General features: G+C 62.2%; 22 protein-coding genes and 3 pseudogenes. 14 read left to right on the top strand and 11 right to left on the bottom strand.

Annotated elements, in window-relative coordinates:
• Positions 1-748 precede the first annotated feature (748 nt).
• From A3CW_RS46150 to A3CW_RS0112925, 6 genes and pseudogenes are all read left to right on the top strand, one after another.
• Positions 749-1,141, top strand: a pseudogene (locus A3CW_RS46150) (SET domain-containing protein); the annotation flags it as partial.
• Positions 1,142-2,161: 1,020 nt separating this feature from the next.
• Positions 2,162-3,286: a porin gene (locus A3CW_RS0112940; protein WP_028203956.1), complete on the top strand. Its 1,125-nt coding sequence runs from the start codon at positions 2,162-2,164 to the stop codon at positions 3,284-3,286.
• A 99-nt stretch (positions 3,287-3,385) separates the two neighbouring features.
• The gene (locus A3CW_RS0112935) at positions 3,386-3,898 is read left to right on the top strand and encodes a 2,4'-dihydroxyacetophenone dioxygenase family protein (RefSeq protein WP_028203955.1); all 513 of its coding nucleotides are present in this window, start codon (positions 3,386-3,388) and stop codon (positions 3,896-3,898) included.
• A 55-nt stretch (positions 3,899-3,953) separates the two neighbouring features.
• On the top strand, positions 3,954-4,757 hold the full coding sequence (locus A3CW_RS0112930) for an SDR family NAD(P)-dependent oxidoreductase (RefSeq protein WP_028203954.1): 804 nt from the start codon (positions 3,954-3,956) through the stop codon (positions 4,755-4,757).
• A 108-nt stretch (positions 4,758-4,865) separates the two neighbouring features.
• On the top strand, positions 4,866-5,192 hold the full coding sequence (locus A3CW_RS50905; protein ID WP_245623629.1) for a DUF1214 domain-containing protein: 327 nt from the start codon (positions 4,866-4,868) through the stop codon (positions 5,190-5,192).
• 105 nt (positions 5,193-5,297) lie between these two features.
• Positions 5,298-5,630 (top strand): hypothetical protein, encoded by a 333-nt coding sequence (locus A3CW_RS0112925; protein ID WP_154677926.1) that lies wholly within the window; start codon positions 5,298-5,300, stop codon positions 5,628-5,630.
• Between the two features lie 62 nt (positions 5,631-5,692).
• Here A3CW_RS0112925 and A3CW_RS0112920 read toward each other — a convergent pair whose 3' ends face one another.
• The 5 genes and pseudogenes from A3CW_RS0112920 to A3CW_RS0112895 all read right to left on the bottom strand — a co-directional run.
• Positions 5,693-6,748: an AraC family transcriptional regulator gene (locus A3CW_RS0112920; RefSeq protein WP_051481431.1), complete on the bottom strand. Its 1,056-nt coding sequence runs from the start codon at positions 6,746-6,748 to the stop codon at positions 5,693-5,695.
• 503 nt (positions 6,749-7,251) lie between these two features.
• Complete coding sequence (locus A3CW_RS0112910; RefSeq protein WP_028203951.1) at positions 7,252-7,713, bottom strand: hypothetical protein; 462 nt, start codon at positions 7,711-7,713, stop codon at positions 7,252-7,254.
• 278 nt (positions 7,714-7,991) lie between these two features.
• Positions 7,992-8,693: an IS6 family transposase gene (locus A3CW_RS0112905; RefSeq protein WP_028203950.1), complete on the bottom strand. Its 702-nt coding sequence runs from the start codon at positions 8,691-8,693 to the stop codon at positions 7,992-7,994.
• A 503-nt stretch (positions 8,694-9,196) separates the two neighbouring features.
• Complete coding sequence (locus tag A3CW_RS46145) at positions 9,197-9,685, bottom strand: ferredoxin reductase (protein ID WP_211254059.1); 489 nt, start codon at positions 9,683-9,685, stop codon at positions 9,197-9,199.
• A pseudogene (locus tag A3CW_RS0112895) lies at positions 9,685-9,906 on the bottom strand (aromatic ring-hydroxylating dioxygenase subunit alpha); the annotation flags it as partial. The pseudogene A3CW_RS0112895 and the gene A3CW_RS46145, both read right to left, overlap by 1 nt.
• 90 nt (positions 9,907-9,996) lie before the next feature.
• Here A3CW_RS0112895 and A3CW_RS46140 point away from each other — a divergent pair.
• The 8 genes and pseudogenes from A3CW_RS46140 to A3CW_RS0112855 all read left to right on the top strand — a co-directional run bounded on the left by A3CW_RS46140 (position 9,997) and on the right by A3CW_RS0112855 (position 19,483).
• Positions 9,997-10,472: pseudogene (locus tag A3CW_RS46140) on the top strand (MarR family winged helix-turn-helix transcriptional regulator).
• Positions 10,473-10,748: 276 nt separating this feature from the next.
• Positions 10,749-12,257, top strand: coding sequence for a sensor domain-containing diguanylate cyclase (locus A3CW_RS0112885; RefSeq protein ID WP_028203948.1), 1,509 nt, complete (start codon positions 10,749-10,751; stop codon positions 12,255-12,257).
• 283 nt (positions 12,258-12,540) lie between these two features.
• Complete coding sequence (locus A3CW_RS0112880; RefSeq protein WP_028203947.1) at positions 12,541-14,061, top strand: sensor histidine kinase; 1,521 nt, start codon at positions 12,541-12,543, stop codon at positions 14,059-14,061.
• Positions 14,043-15,425 carry a sigma-54-dependent transcriptional regulator gene (locus tag A3CW_RS0112875; protein ID WP_028203946.1) on the top strand — a complete coding sequence of 461 codons (1,383 nt, stop codon included), beginning with the start codon at positions 14,043-14,045 and terminating at the stop codon, positions 15,423-15,425. The genes A3CW_RS0112880 and A3CW_RS0112875 overlap by 19 nt, the downstream gene beginning before the upstream one ends.
• A gap of 142 nt (positions 15,426-15,567) precedes the next feature.
• The gene (locus A3CW_RS0112870) at positions 15,568-16,329 is read left to right on the top strand and encodes a hypothetical protein (RefSeq protein WP_035512869.1); all 762 of its coding nucleotides are present in this window, start codon (positions 15,568-15,570) and stop codon (positions 16,327-16,329) included.
• Between the two features lie 48 nt (positions 16,330-16,377).
• A complete protein-coding gene (locus A3CW_RS0112865; RefSeq protein ID WP_028203944.1) occupies positions 16,378-16,938 on the top strand; it encodes a hypothetical protein in 561 nt (186 codons plus the stop codon).
• A gap of 12 nt (positions 16,939-16,950) precedes the next feature.
• Positions 16,951-18,195, top strand: a complete 1,245-nt coding sequence (locus A3CW_RS46135) for an MFS transporter (protein WP_051481430.1) — start codon at positions 16,951-16,953, stop codon at positions 18,193-18,195.
• Between the two features lie 34 nt (positions 18,196-18,229).
• Entirely contained in the window at positions 18,230-19,483 is a 1,254-nt protein-coding gene (locus tag A3CW_RS0112855; RefSeq protein ID WP_028203943.1) for an arsenic transporter, read from the top strand.
• Positions 19,484-20,056: 573 nt separating this feature from the next.
• On the opposite strand, the gene A3CW_RS0112850 is transcribed toward A3CW_RS0112855, so the two are convergent.
• From A3CW_RS0112850 to A3CW_RS0112825, 6 genes are all read right to left on the bottom strand, one after another.
• A complete protein-coding gene (locus tag A3CW_RS0112850; RefSeq protein ID WP_028203942.1) occupies positions 20,057-20,833 on the bottom strand; it encodes an amino acid ABC transporter ATP-binding protein in 777 nt (258 codons plus the stop codon).
• A gap of 1 nt (position 20,834) precedes the next feature.
• On the bottom strand, positions 20,835-21,806 hold the full coding sequence (locus A3CW_RS46130; protein WP_035512921.1) for an amino acid ABC transporter permease: 972 nt from the start codon (positions 21,804-21,806) through the stop codon (positions 20,835-20,837).
• A 10-nt stretch (positions 21,807-21,816) separates the two neighbouring features.
• A complete protein-coding gene (locus tag A3CW_RS0112840; protein WP_028203941.1) occupies positions 21,817-23,079 on the bottom strand; it encodes an aspartate aminotransferase family protein in 1,263 nt (420 codons plus the stop codon).
• Positions 23,080-23,155: 76 nt separating this feature from the next.
• Entirely contained in the window at positions 23,156-24,061 is a 906-nt protein-coding gene (locus A3CW_RS46125) for an ABC transporter substrate-binding protein (protein WP_051481429.1), read from the bottom strand.
• 354 nt (positions 24,062-24,415) lie between these two features.
• Positions 24,416-25,240 (bottom strand): aldo/keto reductase, encoded by an 825-nt coding sequence (locus A3CW_RS0112830; protein ID WP_028203940.1) that lies wholly within the window; start codon positions 25,238-25,240, stop codon positions 24,416-24,418.
• Positions 25,241-25,260: 20 nt separating this feature from the next.
• The gene (locus A3CW_RS0112825; RefSeq protein ID WP_407669738.1) at positions 25,261-26,625 is read right to left on the bottom strand and encodes an aminotransferase; all 1,365 of its coding nucleotides are present in this window, start codon (positions 26,623-26,625) and stop codon (positions 25,261-25,263) included.
• Positions 26,626-26,653 lie beyond the last annotated feature (28 nt).

Here is a 26,653-nt window from a genome sequence, read left to right as displayed (position 1 = left end):
GTCTAGTCCTCATGTGGAATGTATTCAGGAATCCTTCCGGTATGTGGAGCAGCGAACGTCAATGCATCGTACGAGGTGAACCTTGTCCAGACACCAAGCGGTACAGATCCGTATCACCTTTAGGAAAGGGAGCGCCGCCTTGAGCGTCGGTACAGGGCGATGCGAGGTATTACGGCAAGTCAGTCGGTCTCCGGGAGCGGCCGCCTAGAAGAACAGGTGGCGCTGGCCGATATGCGGTATCGCACACTGCGTATGCTTCGGTGTTGCTGCGCTCATAGTGAGACCAGATAACTCCCGCCATCACATCGACGAACTGAAGCGCGAGACAGTCGCGGTTCTCCCCAGGGTGTGGGTTGCAGCACGGTATCGATCGAGGATGCCAGTTCCGTCGCAAAGTAGACGTGCAGCGCGTACTTTTCTTCAACCTTGCTAGACGGGGTGTCCGGAATAAAGCACACTGAATCGTGCGGCGACATGAGATCGAGCAGAAGCAGTAATCGAGCCCATGAACATACCGTTTTCCGGTCATACGCGGCTCATCGTTGTCCTCGGCATAATCAGCATTCTCGATGAGCCTGATTCATTCCTTCGCCGCGCCACGTTCTCCGGCGATTCTATTGCTGCTCCAGATCGAATATCCGGCTCATCGCTACCCACTTCTGTCCGGACGGAGTCCACGGTGTGGGCGTCTGAAATTGCCACATCAACGTTTCCCACCGCTGGACCACGGCGTCATTTTGAGCAGCAGTTGCCATCCTGTCAGCGTCATACAGTGCGTCGTCGCGCCGGCGAGCGCATCTTTGAATACAAGGGGCTCGTCACCACCTGGCGGGAAGCGACCCGCACCTATGCGCGCCGCGCCGACGCCGGGCATACATTCCTCTTCGGGTTGTCGGACGGGCGCGTCATAGATGGCGGCCGCGGCGGAAACGGCGCAAGGTGGCTCAACCATGCGTGCAAGGCGAACTGTGAGGCGATCGAGCAATCAGGCCGCGTCTACATCAACGCGCTCAAGGACATCCAGCCCGGCGAGGAACTGTTCATCGACTACGCGCTTGAGATCCCTGCGAAAGCACGCGAATCAGCCAGCGAGTACACCTGTCGCTGCGGCGCCAGGCGTTGCCGCGGGACCATGCTTGCTCCGACCTATGTAGGCTCCGCTGAAGCTTCCCATCACGGGAGTATGTGGCGACGGGGGGAGCCAGTGCATCAAGGCGCGCAAGCCTCGGCACATCAGGCACTACGAATCGCGTTCAACGTGCCGCTGAGCTACCGGTGACGGCCAACCAGAGACGGTCGGCGACATCCTCTTTGGGCCATTCGAACGGCCGCTCCCTGCCTGCCTATCGGTCATTCGAACGGAGTTGGAACCGTACGCGTTTTGCCCTGGCGTGCACCCAACAGCGGCCGCCTCAAAGGTTTGAGGGCGGCCCAAAGTGCAGGCTGACCACAAGCTTCGGAATAGACAACCGTGTCAGGTGCTGTCAGGTCGACGACGTCTTGCTGCTCACCACGCCAGGCACTTGCCAGAATGTCGGCGGAACGGGCACCAGACCGCGGTGGCGTTTGGGCAACCGAAAAAGGGCACGATGACCATCAGACGGTGTTCGATGTGGTAGTTCACGTGGATCGGAGCAGCGGTCGCTCGCGCAAGCTAGCCGGCGCGCGTTCCCGGTAGTCGTGTCGGCATGCCTCTTCGCAGTCCCGCCCCCCCCACTTCTTCATGGCCGCGGCACGCCTCTCAATAGGGACTGCAACCTCCGCGGAATCAGTTGCCAAGGACTTTGGGTGCCATTTTGGCAATCTCCTGCGCCCCTCTTTCGGCAACTCGCCTTCCACAGCAAGAAAAACAGACCACACGCTCACATACGGCAAGCGTACCGGGCCAGGTCTATCCCCAAGGTGTCGCCAAAAGTTAAAAACTTGTCACTTGAAGGTAAAACTATGACGGCGTTAGCTGCGAATATTCACTCACATCAGCGAGCGGTTTGAAGACTGCAGTTTCTCTCGTGCCATCGACGGTCATAGCATCTGGAATTTCATCGGGGATCGGGGGCGCACCGTATCCATGTCGGACAGCACGCCCACTTGATTGAGCCAGGACGTGATGCCCGATACGGGCAGAAGCAGGAATACCAATAAATCTGAGGTCGGAGACAGGATGAAACAATCTGTACTACTGATTGCGTCCTTTGCCATCGTAATAGGCGAAGCCTGTGCACAATCCTCCGTGACACTCTACGGAACGATTGACGGCGGACTGATGTATCAAACGTCATCGGCGGCTTCATTCAGCCCGAAGGCAAAGAATACGGGCAGCATCGCCCGGTACAAGGACGGCGGCATATACGGCAGCTTCTGGGGCATGACCGGCGTGGAGGACCTGGGCGGAGGATACAAGGCCACGTTCCAACTCCAGAGCAACTTCGATACAGGCACGGGCAAGGTCGGCCTCGGCGATACTCCCGGCACCGCAACGCTCTTCAACCAGGTTGCCACTATTGGCGCGACCGGCCCGTTTGGCTCGCTCAAGTTGGGCCGGCAATATGCGCCGATGATCCTCGCACTGACCGCGACCGATGCGCGCCATGCGGGGTATTTCGGCAGCATTCTGACCGCCCTGGTCGGCATCAACACGGCAGCCGGATGGCCCGGAACCAGCACCAATGGACAGTTGGGCTCGGTTTATGACAGCAACGCCATTGTCTACACGTCGCCGAAATTCCTGGGCTTGTCGGCAACGCTGGGGTACGCGCCAGGAGGCGTCGCGGGAAGCCTTCAGGGAAACACGCGCGAATCGGCCGTGCTTCAGTACGACAACAACGGTTTGAAAGCCGCAGCAATTTACTACAACGGCCACGACAGCAATCCGACTGCTACGACGGTTCCCACGGGGCTCGCGAACAACCGCTTCTATTCGTTTAGCGCGCTCTACTACATCGCCGGCTTCACCGTGAGCGGCTCGTATTCGAACGGCCGAAACCCGGCTCAGTCGAGCGCAATGAACTACGACATGATTTCCGGCGGTCTGGGATATCGCTTTACGCCTGCGTTCGCTATCGACTCGGGCGTCTATTACCTGCGCGACCAGAATCATACGCAGAACCAGTCAACGGAATACGCAGTTGGAGCTAACTACAACCTCTCGAAGTCGACCCTCGTCTACGCCAACTTCGGCTACGTCAACAACCGCGGAACAATGAACCAGACGATCGTCTATGGCCAGCCTGTTGCGCCCAGCGTAGGCACTTCGGCGGTCATGATCGGCATGAGGCACGGCTTCTAGGACAGCCGCGCCATCTCGATTTTTTTCCCGGCCACGCAAACCTCAAACACACGTCCATCGGTTGGACGTCCCCCACGTACATACACAGGAGAGACAAACATGAGCGCACCCGAAATCGTCACTCATCAGGACCAACTGCTCACGATCGACACGAATGTCGGCAAATTCCTCGAAGGCCTGCTGCATCCGGGCATCAAGGCGTATCCGCTTTTTCTCGATCCGCACAATGGCACGTGGGTGCTGCGTGTGAAATTTTCACCGGGCGTGACGCTTCCCCTGCATTTCCATACGGGCACCGTTCACCTCTACACCATGAGCGGCTGCTGGTACTACACCGAGTACCCCGACCAGAAGCAGACGGCAGGCAGCTATCTCTACGAGCCGGGTGGCTCGATTCACCAGTTCAATACGCCGGCGGACAACACCGAAGACACCGACACCTTTATGGTCGTCACCGGCTCGAACGTGAACTTCAACGACACGGGTAGCAAGGAATTCATGGGAATCATGGATGCGGGCCTCATCAAGGCCTGGGTCGACGCCGCCATCAAGGATCAGGGCGCCGACAAGATGAACTACATCCAGGCCAGCGTTCCTGCCTACGCACGTTAAACATCCATCATCAAGCGTGCCAACTCACAGGCACCGAATCTCAGCGAGGATCGCAATGTCCATTTCGATGCAAAACAAGGTGGTGCTGCTGACTGGCGGCGCCCGCGGCATTGGCGCCGCGATGGCGGGCACGTTCGCGGCAGCGGGCGCCCGCGTCATGGTCGCCGACGTGTTGACCGACGCGGGACTTGCTACGGCAGAAGCCATTCGCAAATCTGGAGGTGAGGCGGACTTCGTCGAGCACGATGTGCGAGACGAGGCCGCCTGGGAATCCGCAATCGCTGCGACGGTGCTGCGCTTCGGTACGCTCACGACTGTAGTCAACAACGCGGGCATCGAAGCGTCCGCACCGATCGCCGAACTGTCGATCGAGACGTTCGACCGGCTGATGTCGGTCAACATCCGTGGTCTTACGCTCGGCATGAAGCACGCAATGCGCGCGATGCGTCCAGGCGGCATCGCGGGCGATGGTGGGGCGATCCTGAACCTCTCGTCGATGGCGCATCTGCGCGCGAACCCCGGCACGGCGGCTTACGCCGCGACCAAGTCGGCCGTAGACCGGCTGACGAAAGTCGGCGCCGTCGAAGGCGGCAAGTTTGGCTGGAATATCCGCGTGAACTGCCTTTATCCCGGCCTGATTCAAACCGAGATGCTCGCGGGCTTGCTCGACCAGCAGATCAAGATGGGCTTCTTCCAGAACGCCGACGAGATGCTGGCGTACGCCATGGACAAAACACCGCTCGGGCGCCTCGGCGCGGTTGAGGACATCGCGAATGCCGCACTGTTCCTTTGCTCCGATCTGGCCGGCTTCGTGACCGGCGCGGGGTTGTCTGTCGACGGCGGGATGGCGCTCACCTGATCGCCGCACCCGGGCCCGATGGTGTGAGCGAAACTGGCCTGCCAGCCTCGGCAGGCCAGTTCCTGTCCGGGACAAGACCAGGCAGCGTTCAATGCCATCCCTCGAGCGTTGCGTTGGTTCGAGCACGGAAAAGAGCCGGTACCAGAACACCAGCGCAGAGTTTCTGCCTTCTGTCCGCTTTACGTTTCTTTCCATTACGCCGAGGCGACTAACGGAACGCCATTCTCACGTATCTCCGCGTTCACCCACCCCAGGCCGAACGGCGACGGCAGCATCGATCTGTACTTCGGACCAAAGATTCCAGCCGGGCAAGAAGCGAACTGGGTGCGGACCGTCCCTGGCAAAGGATGGTTCTTCCTGCTCCGTCTCTACGGGCCGGAAGTATCTTACTTTGACCGCACGTGGAAGCCTGATGATCTTGTCGAGGTCGACTAAAGCGCTCGACAGCGGGCCCTTTGGAAATTCGCTTCTACGGCTGCGCGATTCCCAGCTCGTGCAGCCGCCTATTCAGCAGTACCCGTGCTCTACCGACTGGAGACTATGGATCGTCGTCAGTTCATGATTTCAACCGCAGCGGGCGCAATCGCTGCAGTCAACAACGTGTCGTTCGCAGCAGGTGACGAGTCGTCAACGAGGCCAGCGATGCCTGCGGCCACTATCGTTCAGTGTGTGCATGAACCGCTCGGCGGCCAACCTCCGTCAGGCACCTATTGTCCGATTAAGGTCTTCGATTATCAGCTCAAGTATCAACGCGCATTCGAGGCAGTAATGTGGGGGCTGCCAGCTGTGTCGATCTACAGGTTGCGACAGGGCGCGTTCGATACCTATGAAGATCGTATCGACCTGATCCCGCGTGCCGTCGAATACCGTTGAGCCCGCGCGTGGCAGCCACTGAGCCGCTATATTCTCGGGATGTGTGCTTGCGAGCGCGGCCCTTAGCGTGCTTCGCGCCGATAGCGCCGTCGAAGTTCTGTAGGCGCACATCCGAACCAACGGTGGCAACTGCGAGTCAGCGCGGCCTGCTCGGAATAGCCGAGCATCAGTGCGATCTGTGTCATTGTGGGGGACGGCGATCGGCTTAGCAATTCGCTCAGACGCTCTCGCCGAACCTCGTCCACGATTGCGTCGAAGGTCTGGTCCTCTTTCAGTAACCGGCGTTGCAGTGTGCGCGGATGGATGTTGAGATCGTCAGACACAGCCTTTTGCGACATGGGACACGTGCCCATGAACCGGCGAACGAGATCGCGCACGCGATCCGACAATAGACGCTCTGGCTCACCGTAGTGCTGGTCCAGATAACTCTGGGCCATTTCGAGAAGCAATCGATTATGCCCGGCAAGCGGCAGATCGAGATCGTGCGCGGACGCACGGATGGCGGCTCTTTCGACACCAAACGCGCAGGCGCAATTCAGTGCGCGCTGATAGTCGGCCGCTTTTGCAATGCGCGCGTGGGGAAAGCGCGCGCACATCGGCCGGAGTCCACGGGGGACTAGCATCCTCAAAATCCTGAGTATCAAACCGAGCGATAGCTCAATCGTTTGGGCAGACGGTGGCCGACGAGGTATGTTGATTTCGAAACTCAGATCCACCGATGCGGGGTCACCGTCCACTGAATCAAGGCCGAAGCAAATGGCTGGGCTGTGCACGAAGACATGCCGGGCTGCCAGTTGAAGCGCATCGCCCAGGGTAGACGCGTGACGCATGAGCACCGCGAGCGGGCCCAGAATTTCAATGTTCTGAGACTCCGAAAGGCGCAAGCCGAAGTCGTCACACCGACTTTCCTGCGAGGAGCGCTCCAGTAGACGAATGACCGACATATAGGGAATCAGGGCATCGGGATCTTCGAGGCTAGTGGCATGAAGTCCGGCGCGATTCAGTTCACGTGCCGGATCTAACCCGAGTCGGTGCGCCAGGCTTTCGTAGCCGGCGAGGCCTGCGGCTCGCACTAAAGCAGTCATGTCGTTCAGCAGAATCGTGGTGACGGGTTGCACTCAATTGGTTCCAAAGGTTAAACGGATGTCGCCAATAGTCAAGTCGGGAAATGGTCGACGCTGATGATTTCATTCGCGCTACGGCTTTAGGTGGCTAACTTCGCTTGACCTTCGCCACTTCGGTAAGTCAAACGGCGCCCCTTCGGCAGTCCCTCATCGCACATCCAGCGACGCTGTTACGTAGCCAACCCTTCGGACGGCCGTTAGCCTGGTCCAGGCAGCGTCCGTGTGACCGTTCAAGGAAATAGTTACAGACAACGAATTGAACACAAGCGCCGCTTAACAGGCGCTTGTGACCAGAAGCAAGGTCAGGTTGGACGACGCGTTTTCGACCCCACAGCCCCAACGCAAATGGCGGTTGGACGCCTGATTGCCGACGTTTACATCGCAACAACTGGAGTGACCGAGATGTGTGCCTCCGGGCAGTCACATCGCGTCGTAGCGGGCTATCAAGAGGCTCTGTAGCAAGCCAATCACCGACGGGGCGTCGTCGTAGGCCTCGATCACTGATCATCGGAGTCGTCATCCTTTCGCCGCTCCCGATCCCAGTGGATCCCTGGCGGCGGCTCCGAAGCGTAGTAGCCACGGCTAAGGCTTGACGGCACCCCCATCGTTTGTTTGACCGTCTGATCGATTTTCTCGCCAGCCAGCTCAATACCGTGCGCTTCCGCTTGCATCCGTACAAAACCTCGCAGCATCCTCTCGCGATATGTGTAAAGTCCTGCGTCGTTCGCGTCTACGACCAGAATTGCGCCAAAACTGGGCGTGCGGAGTTTCCGAATGCGCGCGCAGAATTTATCGTAGTCGAGTGCCATTCGGTTGCGACGCTGACGCATGATGTACTCATATGATGAGAACATCGCCTTGGCGTAGCGCTCCAAATATTCGGAGTCGGCTGTGGCCCAAAGCACTTCTTCGTACTCATCGCCCCTATGCCGGGTGGCTTGCTCGTACGGTCGCTTCAACAGTGCGCTGATACCATCGATAGAGATATTCAGGTTAGCGAAAAAATGGTCTCATGAGACATCTGATACCAATCGTGCGTCATCGAACGCGCACCACAGCATCTTCTCCGTAATGAAATGAGCGAAGTAAAGGTAGCCATCGCAGACTGCGGCTATCCGGATAGCAATTTCCTTGTCGATTGTGAGACCCACGGCGCTCGCAGCTGCGTACACGATGTCCCAGGGTTTTGTCGCGATAAGGAAGTCGAGTCAAACAAATCCGAGATGATGAGGAATACTTATGCAGCCAACGAGTAGAACTGCTGGGCGGGAGTTTGCGCGATGCCGCCGTCTTTCATCTGGCCTTTGACGATCATGTGCATGAACTCGATGCCGCCGAGTATGATGCGTGCACATCGAAAACTCTTGAACCCCAGCATCGGCCGGGTGCGACGCTTGATGGCACGGTGATCCTGCTCGATGACATTGTTCAGGTACTTCTTCTGGCGGATCCTGATCGGCGTCTCACGTTCAACATTGAGCGCCTGTAGCGCCGCCAGATTTGATCCGCTCTTATCAATCGTCACGGTCTCCGGCTCGCCGTTCTGCGCGATCGCCTTTTCGAAGTCGCGCCGGGCCGCAACCTTGTCACGATGGGCTCGCAGCAGGAAATCGATCGTGTTGCCAGCCTTGTCCACGGCGCGATACAGATATTTCCATTCGCCCCTGACCCGAATGTACGTTTCGTCCATACGCCAGCTCTTGCCGACTGCCCGCTTGCCGCGCCGGAACGCTTTCTCCAGCACCGGCAACAGTTTGAGCGCCCAGCGATGCACGGTCGAATGGTCAACCGAAATTCCCCGCTCGGCCATCATCTGCTCGAGGTGGCGCAGACTTAACGGATACGCAACGTACCAGCGTACGCACAGAAGGATTACATCAAGCGGATAGTGCAGGCGCTTGAGCACCTTCGCTACAGCCGGATTCAGGCTCTGCTTCATCGATCAGATCGTTCGTCCTCGGGACTTCAGCTTGGCAGATCCCGTATTGCGACAAAGCCTTCCCCCCTCATGGCTGGCTTCGGCGCACGTCGCGCTGTCGAAGACTATTGATCGAGCAGCGGATCGTGCAAAGCCCGACCGTTTAAATCTGCACATCGCGCGCCATCATTGGCATCGCTGACACAATCCAGGACTGTCAGACGCGGTCGTACGACCGATCGGCTCCGGTGGCGCGGCCAACAGGGCTTCTTGCTTGACCAAGCGAAGAACTTGGGCGAATTTAAAGTAATTTTTTAGCCTTTCCGGAGTAACGCAGTCAACTCCAGTATTTCGCGACGCACGATTTCACCCAAAGCTGTAGCGCAATGGGCGGTCTCGCGGCCAGAAGTCGTCATGGTGTACAAGTCGGCTGGGCTGCACCAGCAAGTACGCGCAAAAAGCGTTCGCCGGATAGCATTTCTCTGGGTAGCAAAGATAACCGGGCGTCACCGTTATCTCTGATTTCACGGGGTTTGCGCCGTTGCCCGAACTGCGCGAGAGCCCGCCAGCCGATGCTCGAACGCCGTCTGTTCGCGTGAACACGTACAGTAGTGCATACCGAACGACGCCTTGAGTGTGTGCAGATGCGCGGCCATGGAAAGGACCGGTGTCACGCCGATTCCCCCTGCCAGGAGCAGGTGTCGGCCTGCCTGCGGATCGAGCGGAAAATGGTTGCGTGGCTCGCCAATACCGATCAGGTCACCTTGCTGCACGCGATCTTGGATCGCCATTGACCCGCGTCTCCCGTTCGCATCGCGCAGCACGGCGATCTCGTATCGGTCCTCGCGCGCCGGGTCGCCGCTGAGGGAGTACTGCCGCACGAGTCCGCCCGGCAGATGCACGTCAATATGGGCGCCTGGGCTGAAGCCGGGCAACGGTGCATGTTCTGCACGCGTACATTCAAAGCCGCAGATGCCGCGTGCCTTATCCAATTTGCGCACGACTTCGACCATCAACGTCGCGGCGGTCGCGGAGCCTCCTTCGCGGGCACCGTCGGCATGACCGGACGCCCGGCCTGTCGCGCGCGCTCCCCGGCCAGCAGGCGATCGATCACCTCGCGCGACAGCTCACCGCCGGCATTGATCTTGAGCTTCACCAGCGGGCGATCCGGCCACGCCAGCAGGTTCTGTTGCTGCCGCTCGAGCATCTCTAGATCCTCGGCGAAAATCTTCCCCTAGCGGGCTTCAAGGCGCACGGTATACTGGTTTTCCCTGAACGGTTGCGGTATTCAAATGCTGGCCGAAGAATCACACCTGACCTTGCCATGAAAAGACGCAATGTTGCTGACGGGGACCGACCGCCTCTGGATCTCTACGAAGAGCCCGGCCATCTGATCCGCCGCGCGCACCAGATCGCGGTGGCCATGTTTTACGAAAAGCTGGGACGCGACGTCACCCCGTGCAGTACGCCATCCTCCGCATGCTCGACGAATGCCCCGGGCTCGACCAGGTCACGCTCGCACAAAAGGTGGCGCTCGACACCTCGACTGCCGCGGACATCGCCGCGCGCCTGGAGAACAAAGGCTGGATCGTCAGGGAGATGCTGCCGAGGCGACAACGTTGTCTTACCCGCACGCCAGCGGTCCAGGCAATGCTGGCCCGTCTGACGCCGTCCGTGCGCGATCTGCGAGACACGCTTTTCGCAGGGATGTCCGAGGAGGACGCTGTGAACCTGATACGCCTGCTGAGCAAGTTCGTCAGCCTGAACAATCAGCAAAGCCGGGCGCCGCTCGAGGCGTAGCGCTTTCTCGACGTGCACTCTCACCGGGCTAAATCCCGTTGCTTCCGAGCCCCAGGTACCGCGCCTTTAGCTCAGTGACTGCTGTTACTTTCCAGGGTCTCGGTTGCTTAAGGCGCGGGGGACTTTATCTTTCATGCCCTATGCCGTAAACCCGGTCATCGATTACTCGCAGCAACTGGCTGTTCGTTTGCGCAGCATCCGCCATACAGGTTCGATAGTCTTGCGCGACTGCGCACGACGACGTTCCTCCTAGTATTTGAGACTATAGCCCTTACTGTGTCCGCTTCTATCGCCACCGGAAGATTCGCCGTATTTGCAGGCCGCCACGCTTTGGTCGTCGGGGCGCTAGGCAGCGTAATGGCGCTAGGCGTGTTGGCGATCAGCCTGTTCACGCTTTGGGCATCTCGCGACGCCGCCATCGAACATGCTCACGAAACATCAAAAAACGTCACCGCCGTTCTTGTGAGCAACATCGCCCGGACCGTTGAAACATCTGACAATTCACTGCGTAGTTTGATCACTGCACTGGATAATCCTGCAGTTCAGGCTATGGATCCGGGCCTGCGTCATGAGTTGCTGTTCAATCGTACCGCTGCCGCCTATGTCACCGGCATGGGAATCACGGATGATCATGGTCGGGTAATCGATGGCTGTTGCTCCAGTTCTCATGCCTGGGACTTCAGCGATCGGGACTACTTCATCGCGCAGCGACAGTCCGCGAATGCTGGACTCTATGTGTCATCTGTCTACCGGGCACGTTCGCGATCGGGTGCGCAGTCAATCGCGATGACACGAAGAGTGAATCGACCCGACGGTTCATTTGGCGGTGTAGCGGTTGTTGCTGTTGACATCGGATATTTCAAACAACTTCTTGCCAAGCTGGACGTGGGGCCGAACGGCATCACTGCGATCGTTCGTGAAGACGGTACGCTCGTGGCCAGAAATCCCCCGATTAGCCAGGCCAGGATGGTCAACCTGGGTCACTCACCCACGTTTCCTCGTATGGTGGCGCAAGATTCCGGTTTCTATGCGGCCACTTCGTCCCTGGACGGCGTTCAGCGTCTGTACACTTTTCAGCGTGTTCCCGGCACACCGCTTATCGCTGTCGTCGCGCCCGCGAAAAGCGACGTCCTGGCCGCCTGGAGACGACTGTCATGGATCATCGGAGTTTCGGCCTTTTCTGTAAGCCTCGCGTTCGGCACCGTAGTCTGGCTCCTGGCTTTCGCGCTGAGGGATCACGCAAAGACGCATGTGCTGCTCACGGATCTAACGCAAACCGACCCGCTGACAGGGCTCAGAAACCGCCGCGTCCTCGATGATGTTCTGGAAACCGAGTGGGCAAGGCTGCAGCGCACCGACGATCCTTTATCGCTGCTTTTCGTTGATGCAGATAATTTCAAACAGTACAACGACAAGCACGGTCACGCTCAAGGTGACATTGCACTCAAGCATCTGGCTGAATGTATCAATCGACACGTGCGTCGTCGTGGCGAACTCGCAGCGCGATATGGCGGTGAGGAGTTTGTTGTCGTGCTGCCCAACACAAACGAAGCAGGCGCACTTCAGACCGGAGAGGCCATACGTCGGGAGGTCGAATACGGTCGACCGACAGGGTCATCTGCGGCAATTCCCCCTTTCACAGTTAGCATTGGATGTGCGACCGGCCGGCGCTCCCCACCCTCCTCTCTGGATCATCTGACGAAATCGGCGGATCTGGCGCTATACGCGGCCAAAAGACAAGGAAGAAACGCGGTTGTCGCGGCAGGCGGCGGGGTTTCGCCTTAACCGGGCGATCCCAATGGGTCAGGTCAGGTCCGCTCCATCCAGTCCGGTTTACATGTGAAGTTGTCAGCATGCTCTTCCGCTGTGCTGAACGTTCGTTTCGGCGAGCCCAAAATACGGGAAGCGAACATGCCCACGCTTGCCGGTTTTGTCGCAAATGGGCGGTCGGCTATGATGTCTGGCACAAGATGAGCGACTGACATCGCGATGGAGCCACCGTGCTCAAACCCGGCGCACCTTGCTGAAATGCGTCTGCACGGCGAGTGCGGTATTGCGGACGACCCGGATGACCCGACCTTCATTTTCAACACAACTCGCCACACTCTGGGCACTGGTGGCAGGCATCTGTGCGGTGCTGGTGGCGCTGATCTGGTTTATGGCGACATCGGGTGAGAGTCAGCAGATCGCCGCGGCGAGGCTGCACGCCGCTTCGATGTGCGATGCCGTGTCGGTCCGCTACAGCCGGTCGGCGTCGCTCGCGGGTTCGTCCGCGGCGAACATCGATCTGATGCATGCGGTGCTCGATACTGTGCTTGCGCAGTCCCCGGGTGTGGAAGGTGGCTTCTGGAGCCGTGCGGTCCAGCCCGGCATTGCGTCAGCCGGCTTTCTGGCCTATGCGTTTCCAACCTACGAAGGCAGCGGCATCAAGCGCGACATCCCCGACGCCGAGACACCCCTCATCCTGCATACCCTCCGCTCGTCGGCATCGACGCACGGCACCGCCTCGAATGTCATCTCTAACGGCCCGGATGCGGTAGTCGCGGTGGCCTGTCCGGTCACCGGAGCGGAAAACATTTTCGCGTGGATGCTTACCCGCACCCGGCCGCCGCTCGGCCAGCACGGTGAGACGCTGGTCTGGCTGCTCGCCGGGATACTGGCAACATTACTGGGCATGGCGCTCGCCGTGACGCTGATGCTGCGCCGCTGGAAGAGCAAGTTGACGCGGCTCGAGCTGGCGCTGTCAGCAGAGCCGGGCACCGATGCGGCACGACCGGCGCGCCTGGCGCACCTGGGCGAACGCGACCTCGACGTGATCGTCGGCGCGTTGAACCGGTATCTCGAACGCAATGAGCGCCTGCAGCAGCAAATGGTCGATCTGGGCCGGAAACTGGCCCGGGAGGAGCACTTCGCGGCGCTCGGCAAACTGGCCGCGCAACTCGCGCATGAAATCCGCAATCCTGCCGGTGCGATGCGGCTGAAGGCTGAGAACGCGCTGGCCGGTAGTCGCGACCGGCAGGAGGGGGCGTTGCGCTTCATGCTGGACCAGCTCGGCCGCATCGAGTCGCAGGTCGCCAGCCTGCTCGCGTTGACCCAACCCATCAAGATCGATGCCAGGCCGGTGTGCATCGCGCCGTGGCTCGCGAAGGTCGTCGAGTCGCATCGGGAGCTCGCGCAGCAGCGTCGGGTCACGCTCACGCTGGTCGCGAGATTCGACCAGGGCCCAGGCGTCGACAGTGCACCGCCGCAGTTCGATGAGGAACAACTGCGGCGCGCGCTCGATAACCTGCTGCTGAACGCGCTGCGCCATGTTCCGGAAGGAGGGGTGGTCACGGTCGTCGCGGCGCGGGAGCTCAAGTGCGACCGCCCGAGCCTCAGGATAGATGTTCTTGACGATGGGGCCGGCGTGCCGCCCGGGCAGCGGGAATGCATTTTTGAGCCGTTCGTGACAGGCCGGCCGGATGGCTCGGGCCTTGGCCTCTCGATCGTGCGCGAAGTCGCCTCGGCGCACGGCGGGCGGGCATACCTTGACGAGTCACCTTCAGGCGCATGCTTTGTAATCGAGATTCCATGGCAACCATTCTCGTAGTGGATGACGACGCGGCGTTTCGCGAAGGGTTGACGGAAACGCTCACCGACCTCGGTCATCGTGTGGTGGAAGCGGTGACGGGCGAAGACGCGCTGTCGACGCTCGCGGGCAGCACCGTGCTCGACTGTGTGTTCCTGGACTTCCGCCTGCCCGGCCTGGACGGTCTCGCGGTCCTCGAGCAGCTTCGTGCGCTGGATCATCGAAGCATCACGCCCGTGGTCATGCTGACGGCCCACGCGACGAGCGACAACACAATCGGCGCGATGGGGCTGGGCGCGTTCGACCATCTCACCAAGCCGGTGGGTCGCGACCGGATCGCCGCGCTGCTGGAGCAGATCTTCCGCGCGAGCGTTGCCCCGGCCGTACCGGATGCCGGTGATGAATACGTGCTAGCGCAGCCTGGCCGCGCACGCCTGCTGGGTGCCAGCGAGGCGATGCGAGAAGTGCAGAAGCGCCTCGGTCGCGCTTCGCAGTCCGATGCAACCGTGCTGATCACCGGCGAAACCGGCACCGGCAAGGAAGTCGCGGCCCGCGTGCTGCACGAGACTTCGTCCCGTCGCGCCGGGCCCTTTGTCGCGGTCAACTGCGCAGCGATTCCTGCGGAGCTTCTCGAAAGCGAGTTGTTCGGCCACCGGCGCGGGGCCTTCACGGGCGCTGCTGCCGACCGCGCGGGTCGCCTCGCCGAAGCGGACGGCGGCACGCTGTTCCTCGACGAAATCGGCGACATGCCACCGCCCATGCAGGCGAAGGTCCTGCGTGCGCTCCAGGAGCGTCAGATCACCCCCCTGGGGGCGGACCGGCCTGCGGCTATCGACATCCGCGTGATTGCCGCGACTCACCGCGATCTCGACGCGATGGTGGCCGTAGGGACGTTCCGTCAGGATCTGCTGTACCGGCTCAATGTCATCCCGCTGCATCTGCCGCCGCTCGCCGGGAGGGTGGCGGACATCCTGCCGCTCGCAGCGCATTTCCTGGCGGAGGCCTTCGCCAGTGGCCTGCGGCGAAAGCACCTGACCAATGGGGCGCAACGTGCATTGCTCCGGCACACGTGGCCCGGCAACGTCCGCGAACTGCGCAACGTGATGGAACGCGCCGCTGCCCTCGCGCCGGGCCCTGCGATCACCGAACAGGATCTGGGCCTGGCAGAAGCGCCAAGTCCGTCAGGCGCCGCTTTGCCGGCATCTGTCATGCTGCCCGCCACGCTGCTCGATCAGCCCCTCGCCACGGCGCTGGCCGAGGTGGAACGGGCCGTCATCACGCGGGCGCTCGGGCGCTCGAATGGCAACCGCGCCGAGGCCGCCCGGCAACTCGGCATCAGCCGTCAATCGCTCTATACGCGGATGGCGAACCTCGGCCTCGAGTAAAGCTGTCCAGCAATCCGACGCCCGGCGTCAACGAAACTGACGCATGCGGCGTCGAAATTCGCCTTGAAGCCCATGCCGGTTGACAGTTTCCCATTGGCATAATCGTTGCACATGATGCGGCGTCCCTTGATCGGAGCCCGTCATGCAAACACTCTTGCTCTCCTCAACGCCACTGCGCGTATCGGCGCCGTTGAGGCCCACCCTGGCGTGGGCGCGCGTCGGAGCCGCGCTCGCCCTTCTTTCACTTGCAACGGTGTGCGCCGCTCAACCCGCGCCTCCGGTGCAAGCCGGCCTGCCGCCTCCCGAGCCGGCGGTCGCCGCCGCGCCCGCGCCGATGCCCTTACAGCTAACGCCGGTCGCGCAGGGCCTCGTTCGCCGCTTCACCATCAATCCGGAGGGCGACGTCGACGGCTTCCTGCTGGACGACGGCACGCTCGTAAGCTTCCCGCCGCACATGGGCACACAACTCGTCGAGTTCGTGCAGCCAGGCGACCGTGTGGTCGTTGACGGCCTGCGCGACAGCAGTGGGGACATCAAGGCCCAGCAGATCCGGAACGCACGTACGGGCCAGCAACTTGTCGACCAGCCACCTGGCCCGCCCGATGCGGGGCGCCTGCCGCCGGCCTTGCGTGGTGCGGGCCTCGTCCGGCTAACCGCACGCGGCACGATTCTCCAGGTGACGACGGCCCCGCGTGGCGAACCTGACGGCGTGCTGCTGCGTGACGGCACGGTCATAAAACTCACCCCGCCTGCCGCACAACAGTTCATCGACCTCCTGAAGCCTGGCATCGAGGTCGCTGCGGCGGGCTATGGCACGCGTAACCAGTACGGCGAAGCGCTTCAGGCAACCCTGTTCGGCGTGCCGGGGCGGATGGTGAGCCTCTACGACAGCGCACCGAGGTAAGTCGCTGCACCAGCCGATTTTCTTCCCCCTTTGAAGGAGCGTTGAACCATGCACTGGATCGATCCCGCCTGTCTTGCGCAAATCCGCGGCCGGGTTTCGCAGTTTCTGCTCAATCCGCATGGCGTTGTTGACGGTCTGATTCTTGATGACCGCCGGCAGGTCCATGTCCCACCCCACCTGGCGAAACAGCTCACGCGGCATGTCGCGCCTGGCGATCGCGTGCGCGTGCGGGGTGTCAAACCTCGCGTTGCCGACGTGATCGCAGCCGTGCTGGTCACGTCGGACCAGGGCGTGGAAATCCTCGACAACGGCCCGGGCCGCGAGGGCGAGGAACCGCCGAAACTCGAACCCAGGCCGATGGAAGCAGCCGGAGAAGTCGTGTTAACGCTGCACGGGCCAAAGGGCGAGGTGCGCGGAGCGCTGCTCGCGGACGGCACCTCACTGCGCATGCCGGCGCACGCCGCCGCGGAACTCGCTGACTATTTGTGCCCCGGTATCCATGTGCAGGTCTGGGGGCGCGGCGTGAAGACGAAGTACGGCTGCACGATCGACGTGGACGAGATCGCCGAACTCGTCGACAGCACGGCCGATCCTGCCGGCACGGCCTGAGCGGTCAGTGCCATGAAACCGGCCCGCGCACTCGAGGCGCTCAACTTCTTCATGGCCGACGTACAAGCCGGCGTCGGGCCGTTTATCGGCGTCCTCCTGCTGGACCGCGGCTGGAGCGCCGGCACGATCGGCACGGTGATGACACTCGGCGGCATCGCGGGGATGATCGCGGCCTCTCCGGCGGGGGCGCTCGTCGACGCTACAACGCACAAGCGCGCGGTGATCATCGTCGCCGGTGCCATAACGACACTCGGCTCTCTCGCGCTGTGGGTGTCGCATGGCTTCTGGTCGGTCGCCGCGTCACAGATCGTCGCCGCCGTAACAGGCGCTCTGCTCGGTCCCGCAGTGGCGGGGATTACGCTCGGCATCGTGCGTCAGCGCGGATTCGACCGCCAGTTCGGCCGCAACCAGGTGGCTAACCACGGCGGCAACGTTGCCGGCGCGGCCCTGTCGGGCTGGCTCGGCTGGCGTTTCGGCCTGGGCGCGGTGTTCGTCCTCGCCGCGGTTTTCGGGGCGCTGATGATCCTGAGCGTCCTGCTGATTCCCGGCAGCGCCATTGATCACGACTGCGCGCGCGGGCTGGACACGTCGACGCAACCGCGCGACGACCGCCATGCGAGTGGTCTGGCGATCCTGTTTCACAGCCGGCCTTTGCTGCTGCTGGCCGCGTCGCTGGCCCTCTTTCACCTGGGTAACGCCGCGATGCTGCCGCTCTACGGGATGGCGATCGTCGCGGCGCATCAGGGTGATCCGGGCGCGTTCACCGCGAAGACCATCGTGATTGCGCAGCTCGTAATGGTTGCCGCTGCGTGGCTTGCGCCCCGGCTGATCCTTCGTTGTGGCTACTGGTGGGTGATGCTCATCACTTACTTCGCGCTACCGGTACGCGGCATGGTCGCGGCGGCCCTGCTGAATGCGTGGGGCGTGTGGCCCGTGCAGGTGCTGGACGGCGTGGGTGCGGGCCTGCAGAGCGTGGTTGTGCCGGCGCTGGTCGTGCGCCTGCTGCAGGGCTCGGGACGCGTGAACGTGGGTCAAGGCGTCGTGATGACGGTCCAGGGCATCGGCGCCGCACTCAGTCCTGCGCTGGGCGGACTGCTGGCGCAGCGCTTGGGATATGCGAGCGCGTTCTTCGCACTGGGTGCGGTGTCAACGGGCTCGCTTGCCCTCTGGCTGGGCTTCGGACACGCGGTGCGGCATGCATGCCGCGCCGAAGCGGAGCCGAAACCCGGTCGCGGTGCTGTGACCGCAACCGGGTGATGGCAGTTCACGCGCACATTGACAGTTTGAACCTATGAATCCCGTTCTTCTTTCCTGGTGCATTGCCGCGCTGGCGACCGCTGGCGTGATTGCCCGACCGTTCAACTGGCCCGAGGCGATCTGGGCTGTCTCGGGCGCCATCCTGCTCCAGGGGCTAGGCCTGCTGCCGGTGAACCTGGCATGGCACGCGGTCGCAAAAGGCACCGATGTCTATCTGTTCCTCACCGGCATGATGCTGCTCTCGGAGGTTGGCAGGCGGGAGGGACTCTTCAACTGGGTCGCCGTGCTCGCGGTAAATCACGCCCGCGGCTCTCCACGACGGCTGTTTGCGTTGGTCTATCTGGTCGGCGTGGTGACCACGACATTCCTGTCCAACGACGCGACCGCGGTCGTGCTAACCCCGGCGGTGTTCGCGGTGGCCAGAAAGGCGAAAACTGCGCCGCTGCCGCTGCTGTTCGTCTGCGCGCTGATCGCGAATGCCGCGAGCTTCATGCTGCCGATCTCGAACCCGGCCAATCTGGTGCTGTACGGCAATCACATGCCCGCGCTGGGCAGCTGGCTGGCGCGTTTCGCGCTGCCATCCATGCCGTCGATCGTCGTGACTTTCATCATGCTGCGCTGGTCACAACGCCGCGAACTGGCCGGGACCTGCGAAACCGATCTGCCGGTGGTCGGCCTGTCCGCCGGTGGGCCCGTCGCGCTCGCGGGCATCGGGGTGACGGCGCTTGTCCTGCTGTTGGTCTCCTCGCTTGATCTGCAGCTGGGACTGCCGACGGCGATCCTCGGCGTGCTGACGAGCGTGGTCGTGTTGTGGCGCGATCGCGCCGCACCCTGGCCGCTGCTGAAGGACGTATCGTGGAGCGTGATGCCGCTCGTGGCGGGGCTTTTCGTGCTGGTTGAGGCACTGGATCACACCGGCGTGATCCGCATGCTTGCCCGCATGCTGGAAACCTCCACCGTACAGAACGCATCGGGCACGGCCGCGTTGGCGGGCACAACCATCGCGTTCACGAGCAACGTGATCAATAACCTGCCGGCGGGACTGATCGCAAGTGCCACGCTGCTGCAGGCACATAGTCCGCAGCGTGTCGTCGACGCCTTGCTGATCGGCGTCGATCTGGGTCCGAATCTGTCCATCACCGGATCGCTCGCCACCATCCTGTGGCTCACGGCGATCCGCCGCGAAGGGGAGCACGTGGGTTTCTTCCGGTTCCTCGCGGTGGGGAGCGTCGTCATGCTGCCGGCGCTGCTTGTCTCCCTCTGTGCGCGGCTGCTCACCGGAGGCTGACCGATGCCCGCGCGGGCCGCTCCCCATGGCATCGCGGACGACGCATTCTGGGACGCCCGAGATTCCGCCGCGGTGGAGCGACCGCTTCGCGTTATCTGTTCATCTGCCATAGTCGTACAGCCTGCCTGCAATGGCCACAAACACGAACGAGCGCCCCTGCGCAAAGGCTGGCTGAATCATCCGACCGCTTGACTTTGCGCTTGACAGCAGAAAGCAAACCCTTTGCTGAGTGCGCAAGCGGGACGCCATTCCTCCGGACAGTAAGCCGGGAGTCTGTCAGTAGCCACCGGGCAGGCGGGCCTGCCCGGTACTTATCAGCTTTATCTGCTGCAGGAATGGGTTGACGATCCGACAAGACGGCAGCAGGCCGGCGTGTAGCCGCGTACCGGGACATGATCCTGTCCCCGTCAAGGACCTTGCACTGGCGCTCGAACCATGACGGCGACGCCCGCCATCGGCCCCGGATCGTCGCCTCGTGCCAGTTGCCGATCGACCTCTGAATCGACCATCGCAGCAGCAAGGCACCGCCGGCGCTTCTTGCCCCCTTCGCGTTTCAGACGCCGTCAGCACGCATCATTTCAGCAATCGTTTGAAAAACACCCGCGCCCGCTCCGACTGAGGCGTGTCGATCAAGCGGGCAGGCGTATCGTGCTCGACGATGCGCCCCTGATCCATGAAGACGAGCGTATCCGCCACTTCGCGCGCGAAACCGATCTCGTGCGTAACGACGATCATCGTTTGACCGTCCCGTGCCAGCGAGCGCATGACGCTCAGGACTTCACCGACGAGTTCCGGATCGAGTGCGGATGTTGGCTCGTCGAACAGCAGCAGCTTCGGACGCATGGCCAGCGCGCGAGCGATCGCGACGCGCTGTTTCTGGCCGCCCGAGAGTTCTCGCGGATACGCTCGCTCGCGATCGCCGAGCCCGACGCGCGCGAGCAGTTCGCGCGCGTGAGCCTCGGCGGCCCTGCGGTTTTCCTTGCGCACGTGAATCGGCGCTTCGACGATGTTATCGAGCACCGACAGATGCGGAAACAGATTGAAGTGCTGAAACACCATCGCGGTGTCGGCGCGCGAGCGTCCGGCTTCGCGTTCGCTCAACTCGTGCAGCCGTCCGTTTTTCAGCCGATAGCCGACCAGCTGACCGTTGACGTGAATGCTGCCGCGATCGATCTTCTCGAGGTAGTTGATGCAGCGGATTAGCGTGCTTTTGCCGGCGCCGGACGGGCCCACGAGGCAGCAGACTTCGCCCGGACGAACCGACAGGCTCACGTCCGTCAACACGTCGTGAAGCCCGAACCGCTTGTGCACGTTAGTCATCCGGACCATCGGTCCTTGCGCGAAATCCATGTCATTGCTCCCGATGCGAACGGCTGTCGTGGAAGCGCGCCATCCGTCTGAGATGCGCCAGAATCCGGCTGAGCCCATCGTTGGGCGCGGCGCTCTGCCCGCGTCGCAGCTTGCTTTCGAGAGCGGTCTGGAGCAGCGAAAGCATTGACGACGCCAGCAGATACCAGAAGCTCGCGACAATCAGCAGCGGAATGGTCTCGAAAGTCCGACCGTAGATTCCCTGCACGGAGTACAGCAGATCCGAAATGGCGAGCGTGCTGACGAGCGACGTCGCTTTCAGCATGCCGATGATTTCGTTGCCGGTCGGCGGCACGATCACCCTGAGCGCCTGGGGCAGGATGATGCGGCGAACGGTGCGGGCCGGCGACAACCCGAGCGATTGCGCGGCTTCGCGCTGACCTGCATCGACCGAAAGCAGGCCGCTTCGGACGATCTCCGCCATATACGCCCCTTCGTTCAGGCTCAGTCCGAGCAGCGCGGCGACGAGCGGCGTGACGACGATGTTCGCGGAGATCGAAAAGATCGGCGTCATGAAGGGCAAGCCGATTTCGATCCGCGGATACAGCGCGGCCAGGTTGTACCAGAAGATGAGCTGGACGAGGAGCGGCGTGCCGCGAAAGATCCAGATATAGCTGGCAGCGAAACCCGACAGCACGGGATTCGTCGATTGACGCATCAGCGCGGCGACGATGCCCAGCACAATTCCGCTGGCCATCGAGACGATCGTGAGCCCGAGCGTCCACGCGAGACCGGAAAGGATCGTGTCGAACGTCAGATACTTCCAGACGACGCCCCACTGATAGTTCGGGTTGGTCGCAATGGAATGCGCCAGCCACACGACAACCAGCAGACTGATCGCGGCGGCCAGCCATTGGCCGGGATGGCGCGAACGCACGATCGGGTAGCTGCCCTCCTCCGCAACGTCGTGCGCCGTCGAAACCAGTTCGTCGCCGGAATCGGCATGCTTTCCCATGACGACCATCTCATCCTCCCGCATATGCGTAGTCGACGGCGGCGCTCCACGTTTCGAGAGCGATCGCAATTTCCTTCTCGCTCACCGTCAACGCCGGGATCATCCGCACGATGTGTCCGTACGGGCCGCACGTCAGCACAATGAGGCCGCGTTCGAGGGCCGCCGCGACGGCCGCCCTCGCGGTGTCGGGATCGGGATTTCCGTCCGGACGCACGAATTCGCAGGCCTGCATGAGACCCAGGCCGCGCACGTCGCCGATACCCTTGTGCCGCGCCGCAGTGGCTTCCAGGCCGTCACGCAGGCGCTTTCCCATCTCGCGCGCGTTGTCCAGCAAGCCTTCCTTTTCGATCACGTCGAGCGTCGCAATCGCCGCCGCGCAGGCGACTGCGTTCGCCGAATACGTGCCGCCCTGCGACCCCGGCGCGGCGCGGTTCATCACGTCCTCGCGCGCCGCGACGCCGGAAAGCGGAAAGCCGCTCGCAATGCCCTTAGCGAACACAACGATGTCCGGATGCACGTCGAAATGTTCGTGCGACCAGTATTTGCCGGTGCGGCCCATGCCCGCCTGCACCTCGTCGACGATCAGCATGATGTCGTGCTGGTCGGCGCGCTTGCGCAAGCCTTCGAAGAACGCGGTCGATGCCGGCAGGTAGCCCGCTTCGCCCTGCACCGGCTCAATGAGAATCGCGGCGGTGTCCTCGGGTCGCGTGAGCGTGACGAACAGGTGATCCAGTTCGCGCAGACAGAACTCGTTGGCTGTCTGCAAATCCCACCCGTAGCGAAATGGCGCCGGAAACGGCGCGACGACGACACCCGGCGGCAGCGGACCCGAAACGGCGGCGCGAAAGCGCGCGCCCGACGTCGTCAGCGACGCCGCGCCATAGGTCCGCCCATGAAACGAACCCTGAAACACGACGACGTTCTGCCGGCCCGTCGCATTGCGCGCAAGCCGCACGGCCGCTTCCACCGCTTCAGCGCCGGAGTTCGCGAAGAAAAACGTATCCAGACCTTCAGGCATGACGGCCTGTAGCCGGTCCATCAATCGAAGCAGCGGTTGATGCCGCACGATGCCGTATTGGCCGTGGATCAGTCGCTCGATCTGCTGCTTCGCTGCCTCCACGACCGCCGGATGGCAATGGCCGGTCGCCGTCACGCCGATGCCGGCGGTGAAGTCGAGCCACGCGCGACCCGCTTCGTCGTACAGGTAAGTGCCTTTTCCGTGCGTGACGACGAGCGGCGTCGCCGGTTTGATCGCCGATGTGAGAGAAGCCATAACAAGTCATCCTTAAAAGAGGATCGTGGTTCGACCCGGTCGTGCGGGCCGGCCGCGGGTCTTTACCGCCGGTCTCTCACTGTGCAATGCCCTGATTCTTGAGCGGCGCGGCAATCGCGCCGTCGCTGATGCCCCACTTCCTGACAATGGCTGTGTAGACACCGGACTTGATGAGCTGATCCATCGCGTCCATAAACGGCTTCACCAGTGGCGAATCCTTGGGAATCGCGATGCCGTAATACGGACGGTCCTGATAAACCGAGAGACCTCCGTTGCGGATCTTGAGCGACGCATTGCTCGCCGAATAGCCGTTGGTCGCCGAATCGCCAGAGACGGACTGGATTCTTCCGGACGTCAGCGCGAGCACGGCAGCGCTTTGCGTCGGGTAGGCGTTGACCGTGATGGCCGGCTTGCCCATCGACTTGCATCGATCGCTGCTGCTTTGCGCCAGCGTTTCCGACGAGGTGCCTTTGAGCACGCCGACGGTCGTGCCGCAGAGATCGGCGATCGCTTTCGGCTCGGTCGTGCCGTTGCGGATGAGGAAGGACGTGCCACCGCGGTAGTAATCGACGAAATCCATTGTCTTTTCACGCTCGGTGTAATCGCCGATCGACGAAATGCCGACGTCGAACCGCCCTGACTGCAAGCCCGGAATGATCGCGGAAAAGTCGGTGTTCGTGTTCTGGATCGTCACGCCCATGATGCGTCCCAGCGCACGGGAAATATCGATGTCCGCGCCGATCAGCTGATTGTGGTCGTCGAGAAAATCGAATGGCGGATAGTCCGATTCCGTGGCTGCGCGAATGACGCCTGCGTCCTTGATTTTCTGCGGAAGGCTCGCGTAAATGGACGCGTTTTTTTCCAGCTTGTCGATCCCTAGGGTATCGGCCGCGTTGGACGTGTTGCACAGCATTCCGGCGAGCGCGACGGTCATGCCGAATCGGACGACGCTCGAGATGCGATTCCAGCCAGCTACCTTCATGTCAGCCTCAGAACGGTTGAGAATTCCAGGAGATCGCACGTCGATTGGCCGCGCGCGATGATGTGAACCCAACTTCGAATGCGATGCGTTTCAATTGCTGCATTGCGCTCCATTCAACGCGATGCCTAACGGACGACCCAACTCGTATCCCCGCGTCGATCGACGGCACATCCGCTGATGGACGCGTGCTTGACCGGGCTCGGTCCTGAATGTGAGGACGAGTCTATGAAGCGATATTTTTGGCGGCAAATATCAAGGTATTGGGGGGGCATGCTGTTTTGATATGGTCGATGCCGTGTGGCTCCTCGGTCCCGAGGAGCGCGGATCGACGTGCCGGCATTGCGTCGCGCCGCTTCAGACCGAATCCCACTGCGGCGCCCACGTGGCCTTGCTGACGCGTCCGTCCGGACGCGCGAGTCCGGAGATCGCGCGCATGTCCGCGTCGCTGAGCGCGAAATCGAATACGTCGACGTTCTGGGCGATTCGCTGCGGATTGCTCGACTTCGGCAAAGCGGCCACGCCGGGCTGCTGGATCAGCCAGCGCAGCAGGATCTGCGAAACCGCTTTGCCGTAGCGCGCGGCGATGTCCGCGATCAGCGGATCCCGCAGCAGACGACCGCTGCCGAGCGGCGTATGCGCGACAAACGTGATGCCGTGTTTCGCGCACGCCGCCAGCACCTTGCGTTGATCGAGATACGGGTGATACTCGCACTGATTCACCGACAACGGCACCGCCGATAATGCGACGGCGCGCTCCAGCCACGCGACCGGAAAGTTCGATACGCCGACCTTGCGCGCAAGGCCCTGGCGGTGCGCATCCGCCAGGGCGCCGAGCGTTTCTTCGAGCGGAATCTCGGGATTCGGCCAATGAATCAGCAACAGATCAACGTAGTCGAGTTTCAGTGCAACGAGACTGCGCGCCACCGATTGCCGCACGGCCGGCGCGTGCAGATCGGTCCACCAGATCTTGGTGGTCACGAACACCTCGTCGCGCGCGATGCCGCTCTGGCGGATTCCTGCGCCGACCGCCGCTTCGTTCTTGTAGCGCGGTGCCGTATCGATATGGCGATAGCCCGCTTCGATCGCCGCGCGCACCGCGCGCACGCCCTCATCGTGTTCCGATTGCCAGGTACCCAGGCCGATCGCCGGTACCGCCAGCGTTTGCGTGTCGGTGTTCATCGTGGAGCTCACAAGGTTCGTCAATGCAGCACGTCGTCGATCGCCGCGGACACCCGTCGCACGATCTCATCGGCGTCCTCGCGCGTCGTGATCAGCGGCGGCGCGAAGCCGATAATGTCGGTGCCGAGCGCGCGGACCAGCAGCCCGCGCTCGCGCGCCGCCGCGACCACGCGCGCGTTGATGCGCCGGTCGGCGGGGAAACGCTCGCGCGCAGCAGGGTCGCGCATCAGTTCGATCGCGAGCATCATGCCGACGCCGCGCACGTCGTCGACCGCGTGGTGCGTGCCGAGCGTCGCGCGCAGACGCTCGAGCAGATAGCCCCCGACGCGCCCGGCATTCTCGACCAGCTGTTCGCGCTCGATGATGTCGAGATTGACGAGCGCTGCCGCCGCGCCGAGCGGATGGCCCGAGTAGGTCCAGCCGTGGCCCATCATGCCGTGCTCGCGCGAGCCGCTCATCAGCACGTCCCAGAATGCCTCGCCGACCACCACCGCGGACAGCGGCGCGTAGCCGCTCGTCAAGCCTTTTGCGAAGGTCAGCAGATCGGGCGCGATGCCGAAGCGTTCGCAACCGGTGCGCGCGCCGAGCCGGCCGAATCCGCACACCACTTCGTCGGCGATCAGCAGGATGTCGTAACGCCTGAGCAGCGCCTGCACTGCCGGCCAGTAGCCTGCTGGCGGCGGCACGATGCCGCCGGTGCCGTTCATCGGCTCGGCGATGAACGCCGCGATCGTGTCCGCGCCTTCCCGCTCGATCAGCGCTTCGAGTTCAGCGATGCAATGTTCGGTGAAGTGCGCTTCACTCATGCCGGGATCGGCGCGGCGATAGTAGTCCGGACACATCGCACGGATCACGCGATCGAACGGCGAATCGAAATTGGCGTGGTAGACCGGCAAGCCCGTGAGGCCGCCGGTCACAATGCCGGAACCGTGATACGCGCGATCGCGCGCGATGATTTTCTTTTTGTTCGGACGGCCGAGGATGTTGTTGTAGTACCAGACGAGCTTGATCTGCGTTTCGTTGGCGTCCGAGCCGGACATGCCGTAGAACACCTTCATCATGCCCGGCGGCGCCCATTCCTCGATCAACCGTTGTGACAGTTCGATCGCCGGTGCGTGACCCACGCCCTGATAGCTGTGGTAGTACGACAGCCGCTTGCACTGCGCCGCGATCCGTTCGGCGATCTCATCGCGCCCATAACCGACGTTCACGCAATACAGGCCCGCGAAAGCGTCGATGTACTCGCGGCCTTCGACGTCGGTGATGCGGATCCCGCTCGCGCGATCGACGATCAGCGGCGGCAGCGCGCCGCTCGCGTGATCGTAGGCATGCGTGCCTGGATGGAAATAGTGACGACGATCGGCCTCTTCGAGCGTGCTCAACATGTCCTCCTGTGCCATCCGGGCAACGGAT

Source organism: Paraburkholderia nodosa DSM 21604, assembly GCF_000519185.1.
In the GTDB taxonomy this organism is placed as follows: Bacteria; Pseudomonadota; Gammaproteobacteria; order Burkholderiales; family Burkholderiaceae; genus Paraburkholderia; species Paraburkholderia nodosa.
Note: the sequence above shows the minus strand (reverse complement) of the source record. Positions and strands in the feature narration are given on the sequence as shown.